General features: G+C 68.1%; 15 protein-coding genes and 1 riboswitch. Of the genes, 6 read left to right on the plus strand and 9 right to left on the minus strand.

The genetic code is table 11. The features are described 5' to 3' along the window. Window positions 1–17: 17 nt before the first annotated feature. The 5 genes from AC1DWT_RS00790 to pdhA form a co-directional block, all read right to left on the minus strand. Window positions 18–3296 (minus strand): protein kinase domain-containing protein, encoded by a 3279-nt coding sequence (locus AC1DWT_RS00790; protein WP_206013933.1) that lies wholly within the window; start codon window positions 3294–3296, stop codon window positions 18–20. A gap of 479 nt (window positions 3297–3775) precedes the next feature. Beyond that, a complete protein-coding gene (gene lpdA, locus AC1DWT_RS00795) occupies window positions 3776–5152 on the minus strand; it encodes a dihydrolipoyl dehydrogenase (RefSeq protein ID WP_206013934.1) in 1377 nt (458 codons plus the stop codon). Window positions 5153–5214: 62 nt separating this feature from the next. Continuing rightward, a complete protein-coding gene (locus AC1DWT_RS00800; RefSeq protein ID WP_206013935.1) occupies window positions 5215–6480 on the minus strand; it encodes a dihydrolipoamide acetyltransferase family protein in 1266 nt (421 codons plus the stop codon). Between the two features lie 16 nt (window positions 6481–6496). Beyond that, window positions 6497–7498: an alpha-ketoacid dehydrogenase subunit beta gene (locus AC1DWT_RS00805; protein WP_206013936.1), complete on the minus strand. Its 1002-nt coding sequence runs from the start codon at window positions 7496–7498 to the stop codon at window positions 6497–6499. Then, window positions 7495–8580: a pyruvate dehydrogenase (acetyl-transferring) E1 component subunit alpha gene (gene pdhA / locus AC1DWT_RS00810; protein WP_206013937.1), complete on the minus strand. Its 1086-nt coding sequence runs from the start codon at window positions 8578–8580 to the stop codon at window positions 7495–7497. The genes AC1DWT_RS00805 and pdhA overlap by 4 nt, the downstream gene beginning before the upstream one ends. 169 nt (window positions 8581–8749) lie before the next feature. Here pdhA and AC1DWT_RS00815 point away from each other — a divergent pair, with 169 nt between their 5' ends. Further along, window positions 8750–9223 carry an Lrp/AsnC family transcriptional regulator gene (locus AC1DWT_RS00815; RefSeq protein ID WP_072946680.1) on the plus strand — a complete coding sequence of 158 codons (474 nt, stop codon included), beginning with the start codon at window positions 8750–8752 and terminating at the stop codon, window positions 9221–9223. A 14-nt stretch (window positions 9224–9237) separates the two neighbouring features. Here the strand turns inward: AC1DWT_RS00815 and AC1DWT_RS00820 are convergent, their stop codons facing one another. Continuing rightward, the gene (locus AC1DWT_RS00820; protein ID WP_206013938.1) at window positions 9238–10587 is read right to left on the minus strand and encodes an MFS transporter; all 1350 of its coding nucleotides are present in this window, start codon (window positions 10585–10587) and stop codon (window positions 9238–9240) included. A gap of 267 nt (window positions 10588–10854) precedes the next feature. After that, a riboswitch (cobalamin riboswitch) is annotated at window positions 10855–11050 on the plus strand. 136 nt (window positions 11051–11186) lie between these two features. Here AC1DWT_RS00820 and metE point away from each other — a divergent pair. After that, on the plus strand, window positions 11187–13448 hold the full coding sequence (gene metE, locus AC1DWT_RS00825) for a 5-methyltetrahydropteroyltriglutamate--homocysteine S-methyltransferase (protein WP_206013939.1): 2262 nt from the start codon (window positions 11187–11189) through the stop codon (window positions 13446–13448). Between the two features lie 46 nt (window positions 13449–13494). On the opposite strand, the gene AC1DWT_RS00830 is transcribed toward metE, so the two are convergent. After that, window positions 13495–14871: an FAD-binding oxidoreductase gene (locus AC1DWT_RS00830; protein ID WP_206013940.1), complete on the minus strand. Its 1377-nt coding sequence runs from the start codon at window positions 14869–14871 to the stop codon at window positions 13495–13497. A 71-nt stretch (window positions 14872–14942) separates the two neighbouring features. Between AC1DWT_RS00830 and AC1DWT_RS00835 the strand changes: the two genes are divergently transcribed. Further along, window positions 14943–16085, plus strand: a complete 1143-nt coding sequence (locus tag AC1DWT_RS00835; RefSeq protein WP_477919398.1) for an RNA-guided endonuclease InsQ/TnpB family protein — start codon at window positions 14943–14945, stop codon at window positions 16083–16085. Window positions 16086–16272: 187 nt separating this feature from the next. On the opposite strand, the gene AC1DWT_RS00840 is transcribed toward AC1DWT_RS00835, so the two are convergent. Further along, window positions 16273–16857, minus strand: a complete 585-nt coding sequence (locus AC1DWT_RS00840; RefSeq protein WP_477919399.1) for a TetR/AcrR family transcriptional regulator — start codon at window positions 16855–16857, stop codon at window positions 16273–16275. Window positions 16858–16958: 101 nt separating this feature from the next. Between AC1DWT_RS00840 and AC1DWT_RS00845 the strand changes: the two genes are divergently transcribed. Continuing rightward, window positions 16959–18101, plus strand: a complete 1143-nt coding sequence (locus tag AC1DWT_RS00845; RefSeq protein WP_095861572.1) for an acyl-CoA dehydrogenase family protein — start codon at window positions 16959–16961, stop codon at window positions 18099–18101. 29 nt (window positions 18102–18130) lie between these two features. After that, entirely contained in the window at window positions 18131–19312 is a 1182-nt protein-coding gene (locus AC1DWT_RS00850) for an acetyl-CoA C-acetyltransferase (protein WP_095861571.1), read from the plus strand. Window positions 19313–19334: 22 nt separating this feature from the next. Here the strand turns inward: AC1DWT_RS00850 and AC1DWT_RS00855 are convergent, their stop codons facing one another. Further along, window positions 19335–20564, minus strand: coding sequence for a PucR family transcriptional regulator (locus tag AC1DWT_RS00855; protein WP_206013942.1), 1230 nt, complete (start codon window positions 20562–20564; stop codon window positions 19335–19337). 224 nt (window positions 20565–20788) lie between these two features. Between AC1DWT_RS00855 and AC1DWT_RS00860 the strand changes: the two genes are divergently transcribed. Then, window positions 20789–21159: AMP-binding protein (locus tag AC1DWT_RS00860; RefSeq protein ID WP_477919400.1), on the plus strand; the 371-nt coding region annotated here is incomplete at its 3' end.

The following is a 21159-nucleotide window of genomic DNA, read 5'->3' on the forward strand; positions in this document are numbered from 1 at the left end:
ACCCCAACAAGCCCAGCTCAGGAGCCCTCACCCTGCGATTCCACGACCCACGCCGCGATCTGCGCGCGTGAGTTGAACCCCAGTTTCGTCAGGAGGTGCTCCACGTGCCCCTGCGCGGTGCGGGGCGAGATGACGAGCCGGGCGGCGATCTCCTTGTTGGTCAGTCCCTCGACGATCAGGGCGGCAACTTCACGCTCCCGCTTCGTCGGTTTGGGGGACTGGCCGGCGGAGGTAGACGAGGCCGAGACCTGCTCGCCCAGTGCGTAGGCGACGGCTGCGTCGAAACCGAGCGACTCGCCCTTTCGTCGGGCGGCGGCGAACGCGGGTTCGGTCATCGCCTGCCGGGTCGCGCGTTCGCACTCGTCCTGGTACACGCTCAGTCCAGGCACCAGCACCGCCGAACTGCCCACCGACCGGGTGAGCGCCTCGGCCGCCCCCATCAACACGACGGCCCGCTCCATGTTCTGCTCCTCGGCGGCGATCCACGCGAGGGCCTGCAGGCACACACTGGAATTGAGCCGGTCGTTCACCCGGCGGTCCACCTGGAGCGCTCGCCCGAGGAGTCGCACCGCTCGGGCTCTCTCCCCCTTCTGCCACACGGCGACGGCCAGCGCCCACATCGAATACGACCGGTACACCGATTCGCCCTGAGCTTCGGTGATCGCGAGGATGCGCTCGTGGCATTCGACGGCACGTTCCGTGTCGTTCAACAGGTCGTACATCATGCCGAGACCCACGACCGCGGCCACCTCGAAGACGTCGTTGCGTGCCGTGAACACAAGGACGGCCTTCTCGAGATGCGCGCGCCCCTCGGGGAGGCGGCCCGCGAACAAGGCTGCGTATCCGATTGCGTGGTCGAGGTGCGCGCGCACCTCCGGGTCGGGCGTCCGGGCGGCGAGCGCCCGCGCTTCCTCCGCCAGGGTGTCCGACACCGAAATGTCGCCCTGCACTCCGGCCAGCACGGCGGCGCCGTAGAGCGCCTTGGCCCGATCGATCGTGGGCTCGGAGACCTGCCGCGCAAGGAGGCGATCGAGCCACCGTCGCCCCTCGACGAACAGCCCCCGGGCCAGCCAGTACGGGTATAACGCGGCCGCGATCCGAACTCCGATGCCCGGGCTGTCGGACACGCAGAAGTCCAGCGCTTCGCGGATATTCGGCAGTTCCCGTGACAATTTGGCGATCAACGGAAGTTGCCGGGAGCTGATCCATTCGGATTCCGCTTCGACCGCGAGGCGGTCACACCAGTCCCGGTGCCGACGGCGCAGTTCGGTGTACACGCCACTCTCCTGCGCCTTTTCGCGCCCGTAGGCTCGCACGGTCTCGAGCATCCGGAACCGCACCGCGGTGCCCGACTCCTCTCGCGTCAGGATCGACTTGTCGACGAGGAAGGTCACCGTGTCGAGAAGATCGTCGACGTCGTCACCGTCGCAGACCTGTTCGGCCGCCTCGAGTTCGAATGTGCCCGCGAACACGGACAGCTGCGCCCACATCCGTTGTTCCACAGGAGTACACAGGTCGTAGCTCCAGTCGATGCACATCCGCAGTGTCTGCTGCCGCGAGGGCGCGTCCCGGCTGCCGCGGGTCAGCAGCAGGTACCGATCGGTCAGGCGCTGCAGGATCTGGTCGGGTGTCATCGCACGGAGCCTGGCCGCAGCCAACTCGATCGGCAGCGGCAAGCCGTCCAGCCGCTGACAGATACGGGCGATGGTGACCTTGTTGTCCTCGGTGAGTTCGAACCCGGGGACGGCGGCGACACCGCGTTCGACGAACAGGGTGACCGCGTCGTTGCGGGGCAGCCCTTTCGGGAGATGGTCGGGATCCGGGACGGGCAGCGGAGGGATCAGCAGCGCCGCTTCCCCGCCGATCCCGAGCGGTTCGCGACTCGTCGCGAGAATCCGCAGTTGCGGGCATGCGCGAAGCAGGATCTCGGCGAGCTTCGCGGCCGCGGCCACCACCTGCTCGCAGTTGTCCAGCACGAGCAGCAGGTCTCGCGGGGCGAGGAACTCGACGAGCATCTCGTGGGGGTGTCGCGTCGACTGACCCCGCAACCCCAGGGCAGCGACGACCACTCCCGCCAACAGCGAATCATCCAGTAGTTCACCCAGTTCCACCAGCGTCACGCCGTCCGCGAAATTCCGTTGTGCCTTGGTGGCAGCACGAATGGCGAGCCGGGTCTTCCCCACCCCGCCGATCCCGGTCAACGTCACCAGCCGCGACGTCGACAGCAAGTTCGTCGCCTCCGCCAGTTCCGTGCGGCGGTCGACGAAGCTGGTCAGCTCCAGCGGGAGTCCACCTGTCCGGCCCGAGTCCGCCGGCGCTCCGGCAGGCCGGCTCCACGCACCTTCTCCTCCGGGATCGGCGCCCGGTTCTGACGTGCTGCCTTGCACTGCAACTGTTCCCGCATACATCGCCATCTCGTCGACCGGGAAGCCGTGACGCAGTTGCGCGTCGCGGAGTTGCCTGCCCAGTTCCACGGCGGACGGGCGGGCCCCGGGTTCGGACGACATGGCACGTTCGACGACCGCGCTGATCTCCTCGGATACGCCGTGCTCGCGCGGGTTCGGGACCGGCTCGGACGCGATCCTCAGGAACTGCGCCACCAGCTGTTCACCGCTGCGGCGTTCGAACGCCGCGTGACCGGTGATTGCCGCAAACAAGGTGGCGCCGAGCCCGTAGACGTCGGCGGCAGGACTCGGGGCCTCGCCGGCCACGACCTCGGGGGCGGTGAACGCCGGCGACCCCGTCACGATGCCCGCGCTGGTCTCGAACCCGCCCGCGATGTGGGCGATGCCGAAGTCGGTGAGTGCGGGCTCGCCGTAATCGGTGCTCAGGATGTTCCCGGGTTTGACGTCGCGATGGAGGATCCCGAGCCGGTGGGCGGTCTCCAGGGCGCCTGCCATCTTCACCCCGAGACGCAGCGCTTCGTCCAGCGGGAGCGGCCCGTGGCGGCGGATCCGTTCGTCGAGCGAGCCCTGCGCCTGGTACGGCATCACGATGTAGGGCCTGCCGTTCTCGGTGACGCCGGCGTGGAGAACATTGACGATGTTGGGGTGACCGGTCAGCCGGCCCGCAGCACGCTGCTCCCGCAGGAATCGGGCCCGGTTCTCCTCGTCGAGGTCGGCGGTGAGGACCTTCACCGCCACAGTGCGGTCCAGCGCAGTCTGGATGCAGCGGTACACGACCCCGAATCCGCCGCGGCCGATCTCCTGAGCGTCCTCGAATCCGGCCGCCGCCAACTCCGCCGTGACCGAACCGGACACGTCGCGCTGGGTGGCGAACGGATCGACATCAGTCATCGACTACATCGATTCGTCCCATTCGAAACACGGTCGACGCATGCCACACTGCCCACCTCTCGACGTTGTACCCCAGGATATCGCCGACCGTCCCCTCCGATGGCCGACTTGCGTTCTACCCGAGTGTGGGACGGGGACGCGACGCGATAACCGGCCGGTCGGTTCGATCGGCCGGCACTTCGGGTTTCCGTTACAACTGGACACTCGCCCAGTCGTTTTCGAGGATCGACCCGGACGAATCGTTGCTCCCCGCGGTGAATAGTCCCGCACATATCGGGTACCCACCATCTACGCTGATCCGCGGGCCCGGCGGCCCCACGGACCAGCGAGGCCCCCTGACCGGTCACCCCTCGGCTGGAGGGCCACAGCCGCCCGCGGCCGGGGAGCCCCCCTCTTCCTCGCCTGCGGGCGGCACCATGCCGTCACACGCCATCCCCTCTCCTCCACCCTGCCAAAGGGACACAGCTGAATGCTCTCGATCAACTGTGGCTGTGCAGCGGGGTTCCCGCGAGTGCGAGGTGCGCCTCGCCGACCGCCTCGGCCTGGGTGGGGTGCGCGTGAACGAGTGCGGCGACCTCGTTCGGGTAGGCACCCCAGTTGACGATCAATTGCGCCTCGCCGATGAGTTCACCCACGCGTTCTCCGACCATGTGGATACCGACGACCGGTCCGTCCGTGGCTCCGGCGCGGACGAGTTTGACGCCGCCGCTGGTTCCGAGGATCTGGCTTCTGCCGTTGCCGGCGAGGTCGTAGACGACGGTGGCGACGTCGCCGTGGCGTTCGCGTGCCTGTTCTTCGGTGAGCCCGACTGACGCGACCTCGGGGTTCGAGTACGTCACCCGGGGAATTACGCTGTCCTCCAACAAGGTCGGGCTCAGGCCGGCGATCGTTTCGGCGACGAAGATGCCCTGCTGGAATCCGCGGTGCGCGAGTTGAGGTCCGGCGACGATGTCGCCGACCGCGTACACGTCCGGCTGCGAGGTGCGCAGGGAATCGTCGACCGTGACGAATCCGCGGGGGTCGACGTCGACGCCCAGCTCGGTGAGTCCCAGGCCCGCGGTGCGGGGTCCGCGGCCGACCGCGACGAGCAGCAGGTCGGCCTCGAGCGTGTCGCCCGATTCCACGGTGACGCTGACCGTGCGCTCGTCCTGAACGGCTTTCGCGAACCGGGTGCCGGTCATGACCGTGATGCCGCGCTTGCGCAGGGCCCGGGTGAGTTGCTTCGAGGCCCATTCGTCCTCGGCGGCGATCAGCCGGGGCAGCGCCTCGACGATCGTGACGTCCGCGCCCAGGGATGCCCAGATGCCGGCGAACTCGACGCCGATGACACCGCCGCCGAGCACGACGACGCGCCGCGGAAGCTCGGGGAACGTCAATGCTTGGTCGCTGGTGAGGATTCGGCCGCCGATCTCGAGTCCGGGGAGACTCCGGACCTCCGAACCGGTCGCGAGGACCAGTGCCGCGCCGGTGATCGTGCGGTCACCGACGTGGACGGTGCGGCCTCCGGCGTAGCGACCGGTGCCGTGGACCACCTCGATCCGGTGACTGCGGACCAGCCCCTGCAGACCCTTGTAGAGGCGTTCGACGATCGCGTTCTTGTACGCGTGGACACCATCGAGGTCGATCCCGTCGAGTGTCGCACCGATCCCGAGGGCCGACGCGTGCGCGACGGTGTCAGCGACCTCGGCGGCGTGTACGAGCGCCTTGGTGGGAATGCACCCGCGGTGCAGGCAGGTGCCGCCGACCTTGTCCTCTTCTATCAGGGTGACGGATTTGCCCAATTGCGCGGCACGGAAGGCGCAGGCGTATCCGCCGGATCCTCCGCCGAGAATCAGGACGTCGGGTTGGTCAGACATGGGGAATCTCCCTCGGTCGGGCACGTCATCGGACGTGCCGGAAGGTCGGATCGAACGGAGGCTCAGCTCAGCGCGATCAACGTCATCGGGTCGGACAGGATCTGGCCGATGGCGGCGAGGAATCGCGATCCCTGCTCGCCGTCGACCAGTCGATGGTCGAACGACAGGCTCAAGGTCGTCACCGACCGCAACGCGATCTCGCCCCGGTATTCCCACGGCTGCCTGCGGATCGCCCCGAAGCACAGGATCGCCGCCTCGCCGGGGTTGAGGATGGGTGTGCCCGAGTCGATGCCGAAGACACCGACGTTGGTGATCGTGATGGTGCCGTCCGCCAGGTCGGCCGGTCCGGTCTTCCCCTCCTTGGCGGTGGTCGTCAGATCCGACAGGGCGATCGCAAGGTCGGGCAGACCGAGGGTGTGTGCGTTCTTGATGTTGGGCACCATGAGTCCGCGCGGCGTGGCGGCCGCGATGCCGAGGTTCACGGAGCGTTTGACCACGATCTCCTGCGCGCCTTCGTCCCAGAACGAATTCAGGGTCGGGTTGGTGCGCAGCGCCACGAGCAGGGCCTTGGCCACCAACGTCAGTGGTGTCAGGCGTACGTCGGTGAAGTGCTTCGTGTCCCGTAGCTGAGCCAGCAGTTCGATGGTCGGGGTGACGTCGACCGTGACGAACTCGGTGACGTGCGGGGCGGTGAACGCGCTGCGGACCATCGCCGCCGCAGTGTGCTTGCGGACGCCCTTGATCGGGATGCGTTCCTCGTCGGCGTCGGGCACGGGCGTGGCCGTCGGCGTCGTCACCGGGGTGGCGGTGCGATGACGTTCGAGGTCGTCCCTGGTGACCTCACCGTGCACCCCGGTGGCAACCACCGCGGTGAGGTCGACTCCGGATCGCTTCGCGGCGAACCGCACGGGCGGCGAGGCCAGCGGACGCGTCGAATGCGGGGCGGGAAGGTCGCCGATGCGAGCGGCCGCGGCGGTTGTGTGCCTGCGGCGGCGCTTGCTGGACGAGTCCTCGGCCACGCCGTAGCCGACGAGGACCGGAGTCCGCTCGGCCGGGGGCGCGGGGTCCACCTTCGGTTCCTCGCCGGCGACCTCGATGTCGATGAACGGGCAGCCGACGTCGACGGTCGTCCCCTCCGCCGCGTGCAGCGCGACCACCGTTCCGGCGTACGGGGATGGGAGTTCGACGGAGGCCTTCGCGGTCTCGACCTCGGCGATGTTCTGGTTCAGCGTCACGGTGTCACCGACCGCGACCTGCCAGGTCAGCAGTTCGGCGTCGGTGAGGCCCTCGCCGAGGTCGGGCAGCAGGAATGTCTTGACAGTGGGCACGGGGGAACTCCTGGTCCTACGCGGTGAAGGTGCAGTCGACGGCGTCGAGGATGCGGTCGACGTCCGGCAGGAAGTGCTGTTCGAGTTTCGCCGGCGGGTAGGGGACGGTGAAGCCGCCGACGCGGGCGACCGGCGCCTCGAGGTGGTAGAAGCAGCGCTCGCTGATGCGGGCGGCGATCTCGGCGCCGATGCCGAGGAACACGGGCGCCTCGTGGGTGACGACCAGGCGTCCGGTGCGCTGCACGGACGCGGCGACGGTGTCGACGTCGAGCGGGGAGAGGGACCGCAGATCGATCACTTCGACCGACCGGCCCTCATCCGCAGCGACTTTCGCCGCCTGCAGCGCCGTCGTCACGAGCGGCCCGTACGCGACGACGGTGACGTCGGTACCCGGGGCGACCACCCGGGCCTTGTGCAGTGGCCCCGTCTCGGCGGCGGGGTCGATCTGCCCCTTCTCCCAGTAGCGGCGCTTGGGCTCGAAGAACAGCACCGGATCGTCCGAGGCGATGGCCTGCTGAATCATCGTGTGCGCGTCGGCGGCGGTGCTGCAGGTGACGACGCGAAGACCCGCGGTCGCGGCGAAATAGCCCTCCGGGGACTCGGAGTGATGCTCGATCGCGCCGATGCCGCCGCCGTACGGGACGCGGATGGTGATCGGCATCGTGACGTTGCCGCCCGTGCGGTAGTGCAGTTTGGCGACCTGCGAGACGATCTGGTCGAAGCCGGGGTAGATGAACCCGTCGAATTGGATCTCACACACCGGCCGGTAGCCGCGCATCGCGAGACCGACTGCGGTGCCGATGATCCCGGACTCGGCGAGCGGGGTGTCGATGACACGGTTGGGGCCGAAGTCCTTCTGCAGTCCGTCGGTGATGCGGAAGACGCCGCCGAGTTTGCCGATGTCCTCGCCCATGAGCACGACCTTCGGGTCGTTCTCGAGGGCGCGGCGCAGGCCGGCGTTGAGGGCCTTGCCGAGCGGAAGCGTGGTCGGGGCGGCCGCGGAGATGGCTGTGCTCATGCGTCGGTCCCTTCGAAACTGTCGAGGTAGGAGGCGAACTGGCGGCGCTCGTCGTCGACGAGGGGATGGGGTTCGGCGTAGACGTTGTCGAACAACGACATCGGTTCGGGCTCGACGGTCTCGAGGCATCCGCGGCGCAGCGCGGCGGCGGTGTCGTCGGCGCGCTGCTGCACCGCGGCGAGGTAGTCGTCGTCGATCGCGCCCGCCGACTCGAGGAGCGCACGGATGCGGTCGAGGGGGTCCTTGCGTTTCCATTCCTCGTCGAGCGCGGCCGGGCGGTACCGGGTCGGGTCGTCGGACGTGGTGTGCGGGCCCATCCGGTAGGTGACGGCCTCGATCAGGGTCGGTCCGCTGCCTTCCCGTGCCCGCTCGAGCGCGGCCCGGGTCACGGCGATCACGGCGATCACGTCGTTGCCGTCGACGCGCACACTGGGAACGCCAAAGCCGCGGCCCCGCGCGGCGATGCTCACCCGCGACTGCAGGCTGACCGGTTCGGAGATCGCCCACTGGTTGTTCTGGCAGAAGAACACCACCGGGGCGTTGAAGCTCGCGGCGAACCCGAAGGCCTCGGAGATGTCGCCCTGACTGGTGGCGCCGTCGCCGAAGTAGGTGATCGAGGCGCCGTCGGAGCCGTCGAACTGCAGGCCCATCGCGTACCCGGTGGCGTGCAGTGCCTGCGCGCCGACGATGATCGCGGGGGTTGTCATGTTGTAGTCGAACGGGTTCCAGCCCGAGTGCGTCGACCCCCGCCAGAACCGGAGCATGTGGGTGGGATCGACGTCGCGGCAGTACGCCACCCCGTGTTCGCGGTAGCTGGCGAAGACGAAGTCGCCGGGATCGAGGGCGCGTGCCGACCCGACCTGCGCCGCTTCCTGCCCCAGCAGCGGCGCCCACAGGCCCAGTTCGCCCTGACGCTGCAGCGCGGTCGCCTCCGCGTCGATGCGCCGCACCACGACGAGGTCCTCGTACAGTGCGCGCACCGCGGCGACGTCCACGTCGTCGACGTACCGGGAGTAGTCGGGATGATCCACTCGCGCACCGGTTTCGGTGACGAGTTGCACCACATCATCGTTGTCGAACACGAATACCTCCGAATGGGATGGAACGGGAGGCACCGCCGCCCATGTGCGACCGTTTCGGTCAGAATGATGTACTCATGCAAACATCGGGATCCAGCATGCGCAAGTGTTGTCTATCAAATTAAGCAGAATGCCCAACTCTCGGCATGGGGAGTGTGGGATACTGCGCTACATGACGAGACTCGATCGAACCGATGCCCGCCTGCTGCTCGCCCTGTGCGACGCCCCCCGCGCAACCGGCGTCCAACTGGCGACCCTGCTGGGGATGGCACGGAATACCGTGCAGGCACGAATGTCTCGCTGGGAGGAGCAGCGCGTGCTCGCGCCCGTGGACCGCTGCGTGTCACCCCGCGACCTGGGATACCCCCTGCAGGCGTTCGTCACCGCGGTCGTCGACCAGCACCGCCTCGAGGACGTCATCGAACACCTGCGGGACATCGCCGAGGTCGTCGAGGTCGTCGGCATCTCCGGAGCGGCAGACCTGCACATCGGCGTGGTCGCCGTCGATGCCGACGACCTGTACCGCGTCGCCGGCCTCATCCTCGCCGTGCCCGGGATCGAGCGCACCACGGTGTCCGTCGCCATGCGTGACGCCATCCCCTACCGGACCCGCCCACTGCTCGAGCGGATCGCCGAGGAGCGCTGACCCCGGGCGCATGCTCAACGACTCGCGGTGACCACGCGGGTATCGGCGTCTTCGGTACTGCGCGTGGCACTTACCCGGGATCTGAGGATGAGAACCAGCATCACGGCGACGAGCATGACCGCCCCCACGACCCACAGGCCGGCGCGCGAGTTCCCGGTGGCGTCGAACAGCCACCCGGTGACGTACGGGGCCCCGAAACCACTCAGGTTGCCCACCGAGTTCACGACGGCGATGCCTGCCGCGGCGCCGGCACCGGTCAGGAATGTGCTGGGCAGGTACCAGAACACGGGCAGTGCGCAGAACACACCGACCGCGTTGACGGTGACCGCGATCATCGTCGTGAGCGGCGACTGCATGTACAGGGCGACCGGGATGGAGACGGCTCCGATCAGGGTGGGGACGGCGACGTGCCAGATCCGCTCACCCGTCCGGTCGGAGTGCCTGCTCCACAACACCATTGCGACGGCGCCGACCGCGAACGGAACCGCGACGATCAACCCGGTGGTGAACAGCGAGAAATCGGTGGCGAACGTCTTCTTGAAACCGGCGACGATGCTGGGCAGGAAGAAGCTGAGCGAGTACAGCCCGTAGGTGATCCCGAAGTAGACGAGGCCCAGCATCCACACGCGGGAATCCGTCAGCGCCCGGCGCACCGACCCGTGGGAACCGGATTCCGAAGCCTCGGATTCGAGTTCGCGAGTGAGCCAAACCTTTTCGTCCTCATCCAGCCACGTGGCCTGCGACGGCCGGTCCGTGAGGTAGAACCAGGTGACCACCGCGAGCAGGACGGCGGGTATCCCCTCGATCAAGAACATCACGCGCCAACCGGACAGTCCGAACAGGCCGTCCCAGTATTGGATGATGGCGCTCGACAACGGTGCCCCGAGCGCCGACGACACCGGGAGCGCGAGAAGGAACAGGCCCATCAGCCGGACCCGGTAGGCGCGGGGAAACCACAGGGTCAGGTAGAGCAAGACCCCCGGGAAGAAGCCGGCCTCGGCGATACCCAGCAGCATGCGCAACCCGTACAGCGATCCCACATTGGGCACGAAGGCCATGGCGGCCGCGATGATCCCCCACGTGAGCATGATCCGGGCGATCCAGCGGCGTGCCCCGAACCTGTGCAGCGCGAGATTGCTCGGCACCTCGAACAGGAGATACCCGATGAAGAACAGCCCGGAGGCCAGGCCGAACATCGTCTCGGTGAGGCCGAGTTCCGCGCTCATGGTCAACTTCGCCAGCCCGATATTGGTCCGGTCGAGGTAGTTGACGAAATAGGCCAGGCCGAGGAACGGAATGAGCCGCCGGGCGACCTTCCGGACCACCCTCGCCTCGATCTCGGGTTTCTGCAGTACAGGCGACATGAATGTCTCGGCTTCCTGAAGAGTGGGCGCGCCCGACCGGGCGACGTGACGTGACGTGGACCACTCTATGAGTCGGATCAGCTCGAAACTATGGAGAAACCACACATGCGACACCGCGATGAATGGAGGGATCCTCAGCCGAACGTCTCCCCTGGGAAGCGGGTGTGGTGTCCCACCCGGACGGGGTTGTCCCCTATGCTGACCGGTGCAGCTGGTTCGCCCGGCACGGTCATGAGGAGCCCCGAAGACCGCACCAGGCGTCGAAGCACCGCGAATCCCTCCGGGGGTCTCGGGGTGTGAGAGGGAACCCGGTGAGAATCCGGGACTGTCCCGCAGCGGTGAGTGGGAACGACCGCCGTCATCATGCACTGGGCATTTTGCCTGGGAAGCGACGGCCACTAGGTCCGGTGGATGCCACCGGGTGCCCGCGAGTCCGAAGACCTGCCGACTGCGTCGGGCACGCCGTGCCCGACGGTCCACCGCCTCGGGGAATGGGCGTGTAGGCCTCCTCGTGTCGCAGCATGCTTTGTCTCGGGCTCGAGAGGTGTACTCGTTTCTGCCGGTGGTGGTCCTTCCCTGCATGCAACTGGAGAAACACCGTGACCACCCTCTTCACCGCGACCGTACTGGGATCACCTCGTATCGGTCGGAACCGCGAACTCAAGAAGGTCGTCGAGGCCTACTGGGCGGGCCGCGCCGACGCCGCCGCCCTGGCCGCGGTCGGCGCCGACCTGCGCCGGCAGACCTGGACCGACCTGCGCGATGCCGGGCTCGATTCGATCCCGGTCAACACGTTCTCGTACTACGACCAGGTCCTCGACACCGCCGTCCTGCTCGGCGCCCTGCCCGACCGTGTCGCCGGCATCGACGACGACCTCGACCGGTACTTCGCCGCCGCTCGCGGCACCGACAGCGTCACCCCGCTGGAGATGACGAAGTGGTTCGACACCAACTACCACTACCTCGTCCCCGAAATCACCCCGTCCACCTCGTTCGCCCTGGATGCGTCGAAGGTGCTCGGCGAACTCGGTGAGGCCCTCGAACTCGGCATCGCGGCCCGCCCGGTGATCGTGGGTCCGGTGACGTTCCTGCTGCTGTCGAAGGCCGTCGGCTCGGAGGCGCCGCTGCTGGATCGGATCGATGAGCTGGTGCCGTTGTATGCGGATCTGCTGACCCAGCTCCACGACGCCGGCGCCGAGTGGGTGCAGATCGACGAACCGGCCCTGGTCGCCGACCGCACCCCGGAGGAGATCGCCACCGCCAAGCGCGTCTACGACCAGCTGTCCGCCGTCGAAACCCGTCCCGCGATCCTGCTGGCGTCCTACTTCGGCAGCCTCGGCGACGCCCTGCCCGCGATCGCCTCGACCGGGGTCGAGGGCATCGCCGTCGATCTGGTCGCCGGATCCGACACCCTCGCCGCGGTTCCCGAACTGACCCGCAAGCACGTCGTCGCCGGTGTCGTGGACGGGCGCAACATCTGGCGCACCGACCTCGAAAACGCCCTGACCACCCTCGGCACCCTGCTCGGCAGCACCGGATCGCTGGCGGTGTCCACCTCCTGCTCGCTGCTGCACGTCCCGTACACCCTGCAGGCCGAGAAGAACGTGGACAAGGCCCTGCGGTCGTGGCTGGCGTTCGGCACCGAGAAGGTCCGCGAGGTGGTCACGCTGGCCACCGCGCTCACCGAGGGCCGGGAGACGGTGGACGAGGAGTTCGCGCTGGCCCGAGCGGCGGCCTCGACCCGCACCACCGACCCGCGGCTGCGCGACAACGCAATCCGCGCCCGGCTGGAAACGATCCTGTCCTCCGACCCCGGCCGCTCCCCCGCGGATCAGCGCCGCCCGGCCCAGGCCGCACTGGAGTTGCCGCTGCTGCCGACCACCACCATCGGCTCCTACCCGCAGACCACCGCGATCCGGGTGGCGCGGGCGGCGCTGCGCAAGGGTGAGATCGACGACGCCGAGTACCTGACCCGGATGCGCGCCGAGATCGCCGCTGTCGTTGCGCTGCAGGAGGAACTGGGCCTCGACGTCCTCGTGCACGGCGAGCCGGAACGCAACGACATGGTGCAGTACTTCGCCGAGCAGTTGGACGGGTTCTTCGCCACCGAGAACGGCTGGGTGCAGTCGTACGGGTCCCGGTGCGTCCGTCCGCCGATCCTCTACGGCGACGTGCGCCGTCCGAACCCGATGACCGTCAGCTGGATCACCTACGCCCAGTCCCTCACCCAGCGCCCGGTCAAAGGCATGCTCACCGGTCCGGTGACCATCCTGGCGTGGTCGTTCGTGCGCGACGACCAGCCGCTGGCGGACTCGGCGAACCAGGTGGCCCTCGCCATCCGAGACGAGACGGTCGACCTGCAGGGCGCCGGGATCCGGATCGTTCAGGTCGACGAGCCCGCACTGCGCGAACTCCTGCCGCTGCGGGCGGCCGAGCAGACCGCCTACCTGGACTGGTCGGTGGGGGCGTTCCGGCTCGCGACCTCGGGGGTCGCGGACTCGACGCAGATCCACACCCACCTGTGCTACTCGGAGTTCGGTGAGGTCATCGACGCCATCGCGAACCTGGACGCGGATGTGACGTCGATCGAGGCGGCCCGCTCGCACATGGAGGTCCTGGGTGACCTGAACGCCGTCGGGTTCGATCTCGGCGTCGGCCCGGGTGTCTACGACATCCACTCCCCGCGCGTGCCGAGCGTGGAGGAGATCGCAGCCTCGCTGAAGGAGGCGCTCGAAGCGGTTCCGGCGGAACGGTTGTGGGTCAACCCGGACTGCGGATTGAAGACCCGCGGTCCGGTGGAGGTGGAGGCGTCGCTGCGTAACCTCGTCGACGCCGCGAAGCTGGTCCGCGCCGGCCTCTGACACACCCCCTGTGAGTACTTGTTAACCGCCGGCGGTTAACAAGTACTCACGGGCCCGGGGCAAAGACCTTCCCCGGGTTCAGGATTCCGTGGGGATCGAGGGCGTTCTTCACCGATCGGTGCATGTCCAGCACGACCGGATCGAGTTCCTGGGCAAGACCTTCCATCTTCAGCAGACCGACACCGTGTTCGCCGGTGACGGTGCCGCCGAGTTCGAGCGCGGCGTCGATGATTTCCGCGAAGGCGGCCTGCGCGCGGGCGCGGGCAGGCTCGTCGTCGCGGGGTGTGATGAGCAGCGGGTGCAGGTTTCCGTCGCCGGCGTGTGCGATGTTGGCGATCGTGGTCTCGTGGGCGATGCCGACCTGTTCGATGCGTGCAAGCATCTCGGGGACAGCCCGTTTCGGAACGCACACGTCTTCGGTGAGAACCGGTCCGAGCCGCTCCATCGCCGGGTAGGCCAGGCGGCGCGCGGCGAACAACGCATCCGCCTCCTCCTGGTCGGTGGACACGGCAGACCATGTGGCTCCGGCTTCGTCGAAGCACGACAGCATCTTCTCCGCCTCCTGGTCGCCGATGACGCCCGCGGTGTCGATGCGGCCGAGGAGAACGACGTTCGCCTCCACCGACAGTCCCATCTTCTTCCACGCGTCGACGGCGATGAGGCACTGCCTGTCCACCAATTCGAGCGCCGACGGGGTGAGCCCCGCCGCGGCCACCGCGCTGACGGCCCGGCCCGCGTCGACGATGGAATCGAAGTAGCCGGCCACCGTGCGCTGCGGGTCTTGCAGCGGGCGCAACTTGACCGTGATTTCGGTGATGACGCCGAGCGTTCCTTCGGACCCGACCATCAGACCCGCCAGGTCGTAGCCGGCCACCCCCTTGGCGGTCTTGCGTCCGAGGCGCACGAGTTCACCGGTGCCGGTAACGATCTGCATGCCGAGCACGTAGTCGCGGGTGACGCCGTACTTGACGCAGCACAGTCCGCCCGCGTTGGTGGCGACGTTCCCTCCGATCGTCGACCACGGCGCGCTGGCCGGGTCCGGCGGATACCAGAGTCCGTGTTCGGCGCAGGCGGCCCGGAGATGATCGTTCACCACGCCGGGTTCGACGACGGCGTACCGCTCGAGGGGATCGATCTCCTTGATCGCGTTCATGCCCTCGAGCGCGAGGACGACGCAGCCGTCGGTCGCGTTCGCCCCGCCGGACAGGCCGGTGCCGGCGCCCCGCGTGACGACGGCGGTGTCGTGCTCGAGGCAGGCGCGCACGACGGCCTGGACTTCGAGCGCCGTTCGGGGCCGGACGACGGCGAGCGGCGCCGCGTACGGCGCCCACTCCGCCTCGTCGTGCTGGTACCGGGCGACGACGTCGGGGTCGCGCACGACACGATCCGCCGGAAGGGCTGCCAACAATGCATCGATCAACATGACGAGAACCAGTCCTTTGCGGCCTAGACGGTGATCGGGTTTTGTCGGACCGTGGGGTTAGTGTCTGGGGCATGGCGGGGAGGGTGGTGAAGCGTGCGTTCAAGTATCGTTTCTATCCGACTGCGGTGCAGGCGGAACAGCTTGCTCGGACGTTCGGGTGCACCCGGTATGTCTATAACCGGGCGTTGGCCGAGCGGACGCGGGCGTGGTCGCAGGAGCAGCGGCGGGTCACCTACGCGGACACCTCGAAGATGCTCACCGGATGGAAACGCGATGCCGAGACGGAGTGGTTGGCGGAGCCGTCGAAGGGACCGCTGCAGGAATCGCTGCGGCAGTTGCAGGGCGCGTTCGACAGGTTTTGGCGCAAGCAGACCCGCTACCCAAAGTTCAAGAAGAAGGGCCAGTCGAAGGAGTCGGCGACCTACTTCTCGAACTGCTTCACCTACCGGGGTGGGCAGATCCGGTTGGCCAAGCAGTCCGAACCCCTGGAGATTCGGTGGTCGAGGCCACTACCGGAGGGGGCGGTGCCGTCGCAGGTGACGGTGTCGCGCAATGCTCGTGGTCAGTACCACATTTCGATTCTCGTCGAGGACACGATCACCAAGGCCCCGTCGACCGATCGGGCGGTCGGGCTCGACGCCGGGATCACGAGCCTGTACACGCTCTCGACGGGGGAGAAGATCACCAACCCGCGCCAYGAGCGYASGGAYCGTGAGCGGCTGGCGAAGGCGCAGCGGGTGCTGGCCAAGAAGGAGAAAGGATCGCGTAACCGGGCGAAGGCCCGAYTGAAGGTCGCGAAGATTCATGGTCGGATCGCCGATCGGCGTCGCGATTATCTGCACAMACTTTCCACTCGTTTGGTGCGCGAAAATCAAGTGAYCGCCATCGAGGATCTGAGTGTGCGGAATATGGTGAAGAATCGGTCGTTGTCTCGGGTGATCTCGGATGCGGGGTGGTCCGAGTTCCGGTCGATGCTCGAGTACAAGGCCGACTGGTATGGGCGCCGGGTGGTGGCGATCGACCGGTTTCATCCGTCGTCGAAGACCTGCTCGGTGTGCGGGGCGGTCGCCTCGACGATGCCGCTGACGGTGCGGGAGTGGACGTGCCGATGCGGCGTCGTCCACGACCGCGACGTGAACGCGGCAAGGAACATTTTGGCCGTCGGACTGACGGTGGCAGCCTGCGGAGACGGTGTGAGACCACCTCGCACATAACGTGCGGGGTGGCGACTGTCGGTGAAACAGGAACCTCGGGACGCGAGTCTCGAGGGGAATCTCGGTCGTTCACGGCCGAGAGGACGTCAAGGTTCAAACGTAGCTGCGATCCGGATCGCGGCCAATGCAGGTTCCATCCATTCCAAGCCGGAGTGGACGCCCGACCACCACACCTTGGTGACCCGGCTCAGGCGCTGATGCCGCCCGTGAGGATGGCGGCGAGTTCGGCGTACGCGTGCGCGTCGTCGAGCCCGGTGCTGTCGCGGACCCCGCGTTGCTGGATGCGGACCATCATGGTGGCGGCGAGGTCGGCGGCGAACGCGGCGTGCACGTCGCGGAAGTCGCCGGCGGCGACGCCCTCGGTGATCAACTCCTGGACCCGACCGGCCGCGAACTGCGTGTTCCGTTCGTAGACCTCCCGTGCCGGGGGGAAGGCGTCGAGGTCGGCCATGAACTGGTCGGACGCGGCCGCGAGTGCGTTGCCGACGGCCGACAGGTACGCGGTGATCCGCTCGCGGGCCCCGCCGATCGGCTCGATGCGCGACTCGACGTCCTCGGTCGCGCGGCGGAAGAAGTGCACCGTGSCGGCCCGGACCAGCTGCTCCTTGCTGCCGGCGAGGGTGTAGAGCGTCGACTTCGAGCAGCGCAGCCGGTTCGCGATCTCGTCGAGCGTCAGGTGTGCGAACCCCTCGACCAGAAAGAGGTCGACGAGGGCGTCGAAGAGCTGGGTGCGCCGTCGGGTGGCGAAACCGGGTCGGGTGGGCTGCTCCATGACAGAAATAGTACTGGGAGGTGTCTTGCAGTACTATTTCGCAATCAGTACTCTGGGCCGTAATCCAGTACTGCTTTCCGTAGCCTTCTCGAGGAGACACCGTGGCCGTCGATCGTTTGCTGCCTACTGACGAAGCCCGTGACCTGATCCAGCTCACGCGCGACGTCGCCGACAAGGTCCTGACGCCGATCGTCGACGAGCACGAGAAGTCGGAGACCTACCCCGAAGGCGTGTTCGCCACCCTCGGCGAGGCCGGACTGCTGAGCCTGCCGTACCCCGAGGAGTGGGGCGGCGGCGCGCAGCCGTACGAGGTGTACCTGCAGGTGCTCGAGGAGATCGCCGCCCGCTGGGCCGCCGTCGCGGTGGCGGTCAGCGTCCACAGCCTCGCCTGCCACCCGCTGATGGCGTTCGGCACGGACGAGCAGAAGCAGCAGTGGCTCCCGGACATGCTCGGCGGCAACACCGTCGGCGCCTACAGCCTGTCCGAGCCGCAGGCCGGATCCGACGCCGCCGCACTGACCTGCAAGGCCGCCGCGACCGACGGCGGGTACGTCGTCAACGGCGCGAAGGCCTGGATCACGCACGGCGGCATCGCCGATTTCTACAACCTCTTCGCCCGCACCGGTGAGGGCTCGAAGGGGATCTCCTGCTTCCTGGTCCCGAAGGACACCGAGGGACTCACGTTCGGCAAGCCCGAGGAGAAGATGGGCCTGCACGCCGTGCCGACCACGTCCGCGCACTACGACGACGCCTTCGTGCCCGTGGAGCGGCGCATCGGCGCGGAGGGTCAGGGGCTGCAGATCGCATTCAGCGCACTGGATTCCGGCCGGCTGGGCATCGCCGCCGTCGCCGTCGGACTCGCGCAGGCGGCCCTCGACGAGGCCGTGGCCTACGCCCAGGAACGGACCGCGTTCGGCAAGAAGATCATCGACCACCAGGGCCTCGGGTTCCTGCTCGCCGACATGGCCGCCGCCGTCGACTCGGCGCGCGCCACATACATCGACGCCGCCCGCCGCCGCGACGCCGGCCTGCCGTACTCCCGCAACGCGTCCGTCGCCAAGCTCGTCGCCACCGACGCCGCAATGAAGGTCACCACCGACGCCGTGCAGGTCCTCGGCGGCTACGGCTACACCCGCGACTTCCGCGTCGAGCGGTACATGCGCGAAGCGAAGATCACCCAGATCTTCGAGGGCACCAACCAGATTCAGCGACTGGTCATCAGCCGCACCCTCGCCGCGAACTGACGAACCCACCCCCGAAAGGCCTTCCGCACATGACCACCTCCGTGATCGTCGCCGGCGCCCGCACCCCGATCGGCCGGCTGCAGGGCTCACTCGCCGGATTCTCCGGCGCCGACCTCGGCGCCATCGCCATCGAGGGGGCGCTCGGCAAGGCCGGTGTCGCCCCGGACCGGGTCCAGTACGTCATCATGGGACAGGTCCTCACCGCCGGCGCCGGGCAGATGCCCGCCCGTCAGGCGGCCGCGAAGGCCGGCATCCCGATGAACACGCCGTCGCTCAACATCAACAAGGTGTGCCTGTCGGGGGTCGAATCGATCATCCTCGCCGACCAGTTCATCCGGTCCGGCGCGTTCGACGTAATCGTCGCCGGCGGCATGGAGTCGATGAGCCAGGCACCGCACCTGCTGCCCGGTTCGCGCGGCGGTTTCAAGTACGGCGACGTCACCCTCGTCGACCACATGGCCCTCGACGGATTGCACGACGCATTCACCGACCAGCCGATGGGACTGCTCACCGAGGCGGGCAACGACAGGGACGTCATCGCCCGCGAGGACCAGGACGCGTTCGCCGCCCGCTCGCACCAGCTCGCCGCGAAGGCGTGGGACAGCGGAGTCTTCGACGACGAGGTCGTCCCCGTCGAGATCCCCGCACGCAAGGGTGAGAGCACCTGGCTGCGCCGCGACGAAGGCATCCGGCCGGACACCACCGCCGAAACCCTGGCGCGGCTGCGGGGCGCATTCCGAGCCGGCGGCACGGTCACCGCGGGCAACGCGTCGACCATCAACGACGGCGCCTGCGCCGTGGTGGTGATGAGCAAGGAGCGCGCCGAGGCGGAAGGCCTGACGTGGCTGGCTGAGATCGGCGAGCACGGGATGGTCGCCGGGCCGGATTCGGGACTGCAGTTCCAGCCGTCCGGAGCGATCGCGAAAGCCTGTGATGCAGCCGGTATCTCACCGACCACGTTGGATCTGATCGAGATCAACGAGGCGTTCGCCGCGGTCGGGATCGCGTCCACCCGCGAACTCGGCGTCGACCCCGAACGCGTCAACGTCAACGGCGGCGCCATCGCCCTCGGGCACCCCATCGGAATGTCCGGCGCCCGGATCACCCTGCACCTCGCGCTCGAGTTGCAGCGCCGCGGAGGCGGCACCGGCGCCGTCGCCCTCTGCGGCGGTGGCGGACAGGGCGACGCCCTGATCCTGCGCGTCCCCTGATCTCGCATCGCGGCCGCACCGCTCAGCGCGGCTCCGTTGACGCGATCCGGACCGCGAGGAGGAGATTGACGACGTCCTCCACCCGCCGAAGGTCCTTGCCGGTGCGCTCGGCGATCCGACCCAACCGGTAGTACATCGTGTTCACGTGGATCTGTAGCGCGGAGGCGGCCTCCTTCGCGTTCATGTCGTGGGCGACGTACGCCGTCAGCGTCTCGATGTAGATCGCGCCCGCCGACAGGTCTTCGGCGATGAACGCGCGCAACTGGGGCTCGACGAGTCGGCGCGCGGTCGGGTCCGCGCGCCGCACCAGGTAGTCCAGCGGCGAGAGATCGTCGAAGATCTGGACCTCGCGCCGGCCTCCCAGGTGGTCGCAGGCGACCTGAGCCTCCAGCAACGCTTCGGCCGTCTGGTCGAACCCGAGGTGCGTCGAGCTGATACCGATCGACGCTGTGGTCCGGGTCGTCCCGAGCTCGGTGGCTGCGCGAGCGACCTTCTGCGACAGGGCGCCGGGGCTGAGTCGTTCGAGCGGGACGAGTCCGACGAGTTCCTGCCGCCACGGCACCAACATCCCCGACAGATGCCGGGAGAGCACCCTGCGTGCGTCGAGGATCGGATCCGCGTCGTCCGCCTCCGAGCTTGCCCGGCAGACGATGACGACGAACCCGGCGCCGTCCGCGAGCCCGGCCCGGCGCATCGCCTCCAGGCGGACCGGTACGGCGGGCACGTTCCCCGCGAGCAGATCCTCGAGACAGTCGAGTGCGATGCGCTCCTGGTCGGCCACGAGATATTGCTGCGCCTGCAGGTAGGTGGTCGCGGCGGCGGAGCAGCCCGCCTCGATCGTGCGCATGAGGTGCTCGACCAGGCTCAGTGCCGTTTCCTGCTGCCCCTCCGTCGATCGGACGAATTCGAGAACATACGACCAGAGGACGATCTGCCCGATGCGAAACGCGTGAAGGAAGTCGATCAGGGAGATGCCGTGCGCGACGCGCTCCGAGGCGTGCCCGGACGTGAACGCGAAATCGTCGAGGCGCGGATTCCGTTGTTCGATGACGCTGGTCGTGAACACCCCGAAGACGGCGGTGACGTGGGCAACCACATCGTCGTACAGTCCGGTGGCGCGGTAGGACGGCAGTTCCGCCCAGATCGCGTCGGTGGCGGCTCGCGCGATCTCTGGATGGCGGTCGTGCACCCACTTCGCGAGATCGATTGCCGCGTCGTCGAACGGCCGCATCGCGCCGTGTGCTGTGGTCATCCCCACGACCTCCGATACTGTCCACCCGCTGTGGCCAGGCTACAGCCAGAATTCGGACCTTCGACACATTCCCACCAGGGGACTGTGGGCCGACCACAAACATCTTCGGTGTCGCACCACGATGAAGTGATGGCTGTCACGGCCTATGGTTGCCCGGACGACCCACGAGGCTCGCCGCCATTCGCGCGTGGGAGCCCGCCGCAATCTTCGAGGGAGAGACCCACGTGAGCTTCAAGAGCCCGTTTCCGGACGTCGAGATCCCGAACCTCAGTGTCTACGATTTCCTGTTCGGTCGGGTCGACCCGGCGGATGCGGAACGGCCCGCCCTGATCGACGGCGCCTCCGGTGCGGTCATCACCTACCGGTCGCTCATCGCCCAGATCGGCGGGGTGGCGGGGGCGCTGGCCGCCCGCGGTCTCGCGGTCGGTGAGGTGGTGGCCCTGCACTCACCGAACGTGCCCGCGTTCGCCGCGGTGTTCCACGGCATCCTGCGCGCCGGCGGCGTCGCCACCACCATCAACGCCCTCTACACCGCCGAGGACATCGCCAAACAGCTCACCGACTCGCACGCGAAGTTCCTGTTCACCGTCTCCCC

It is taken from the genome of Rhodococcus sp. P4_B6, from assembly GCF_056402215.1.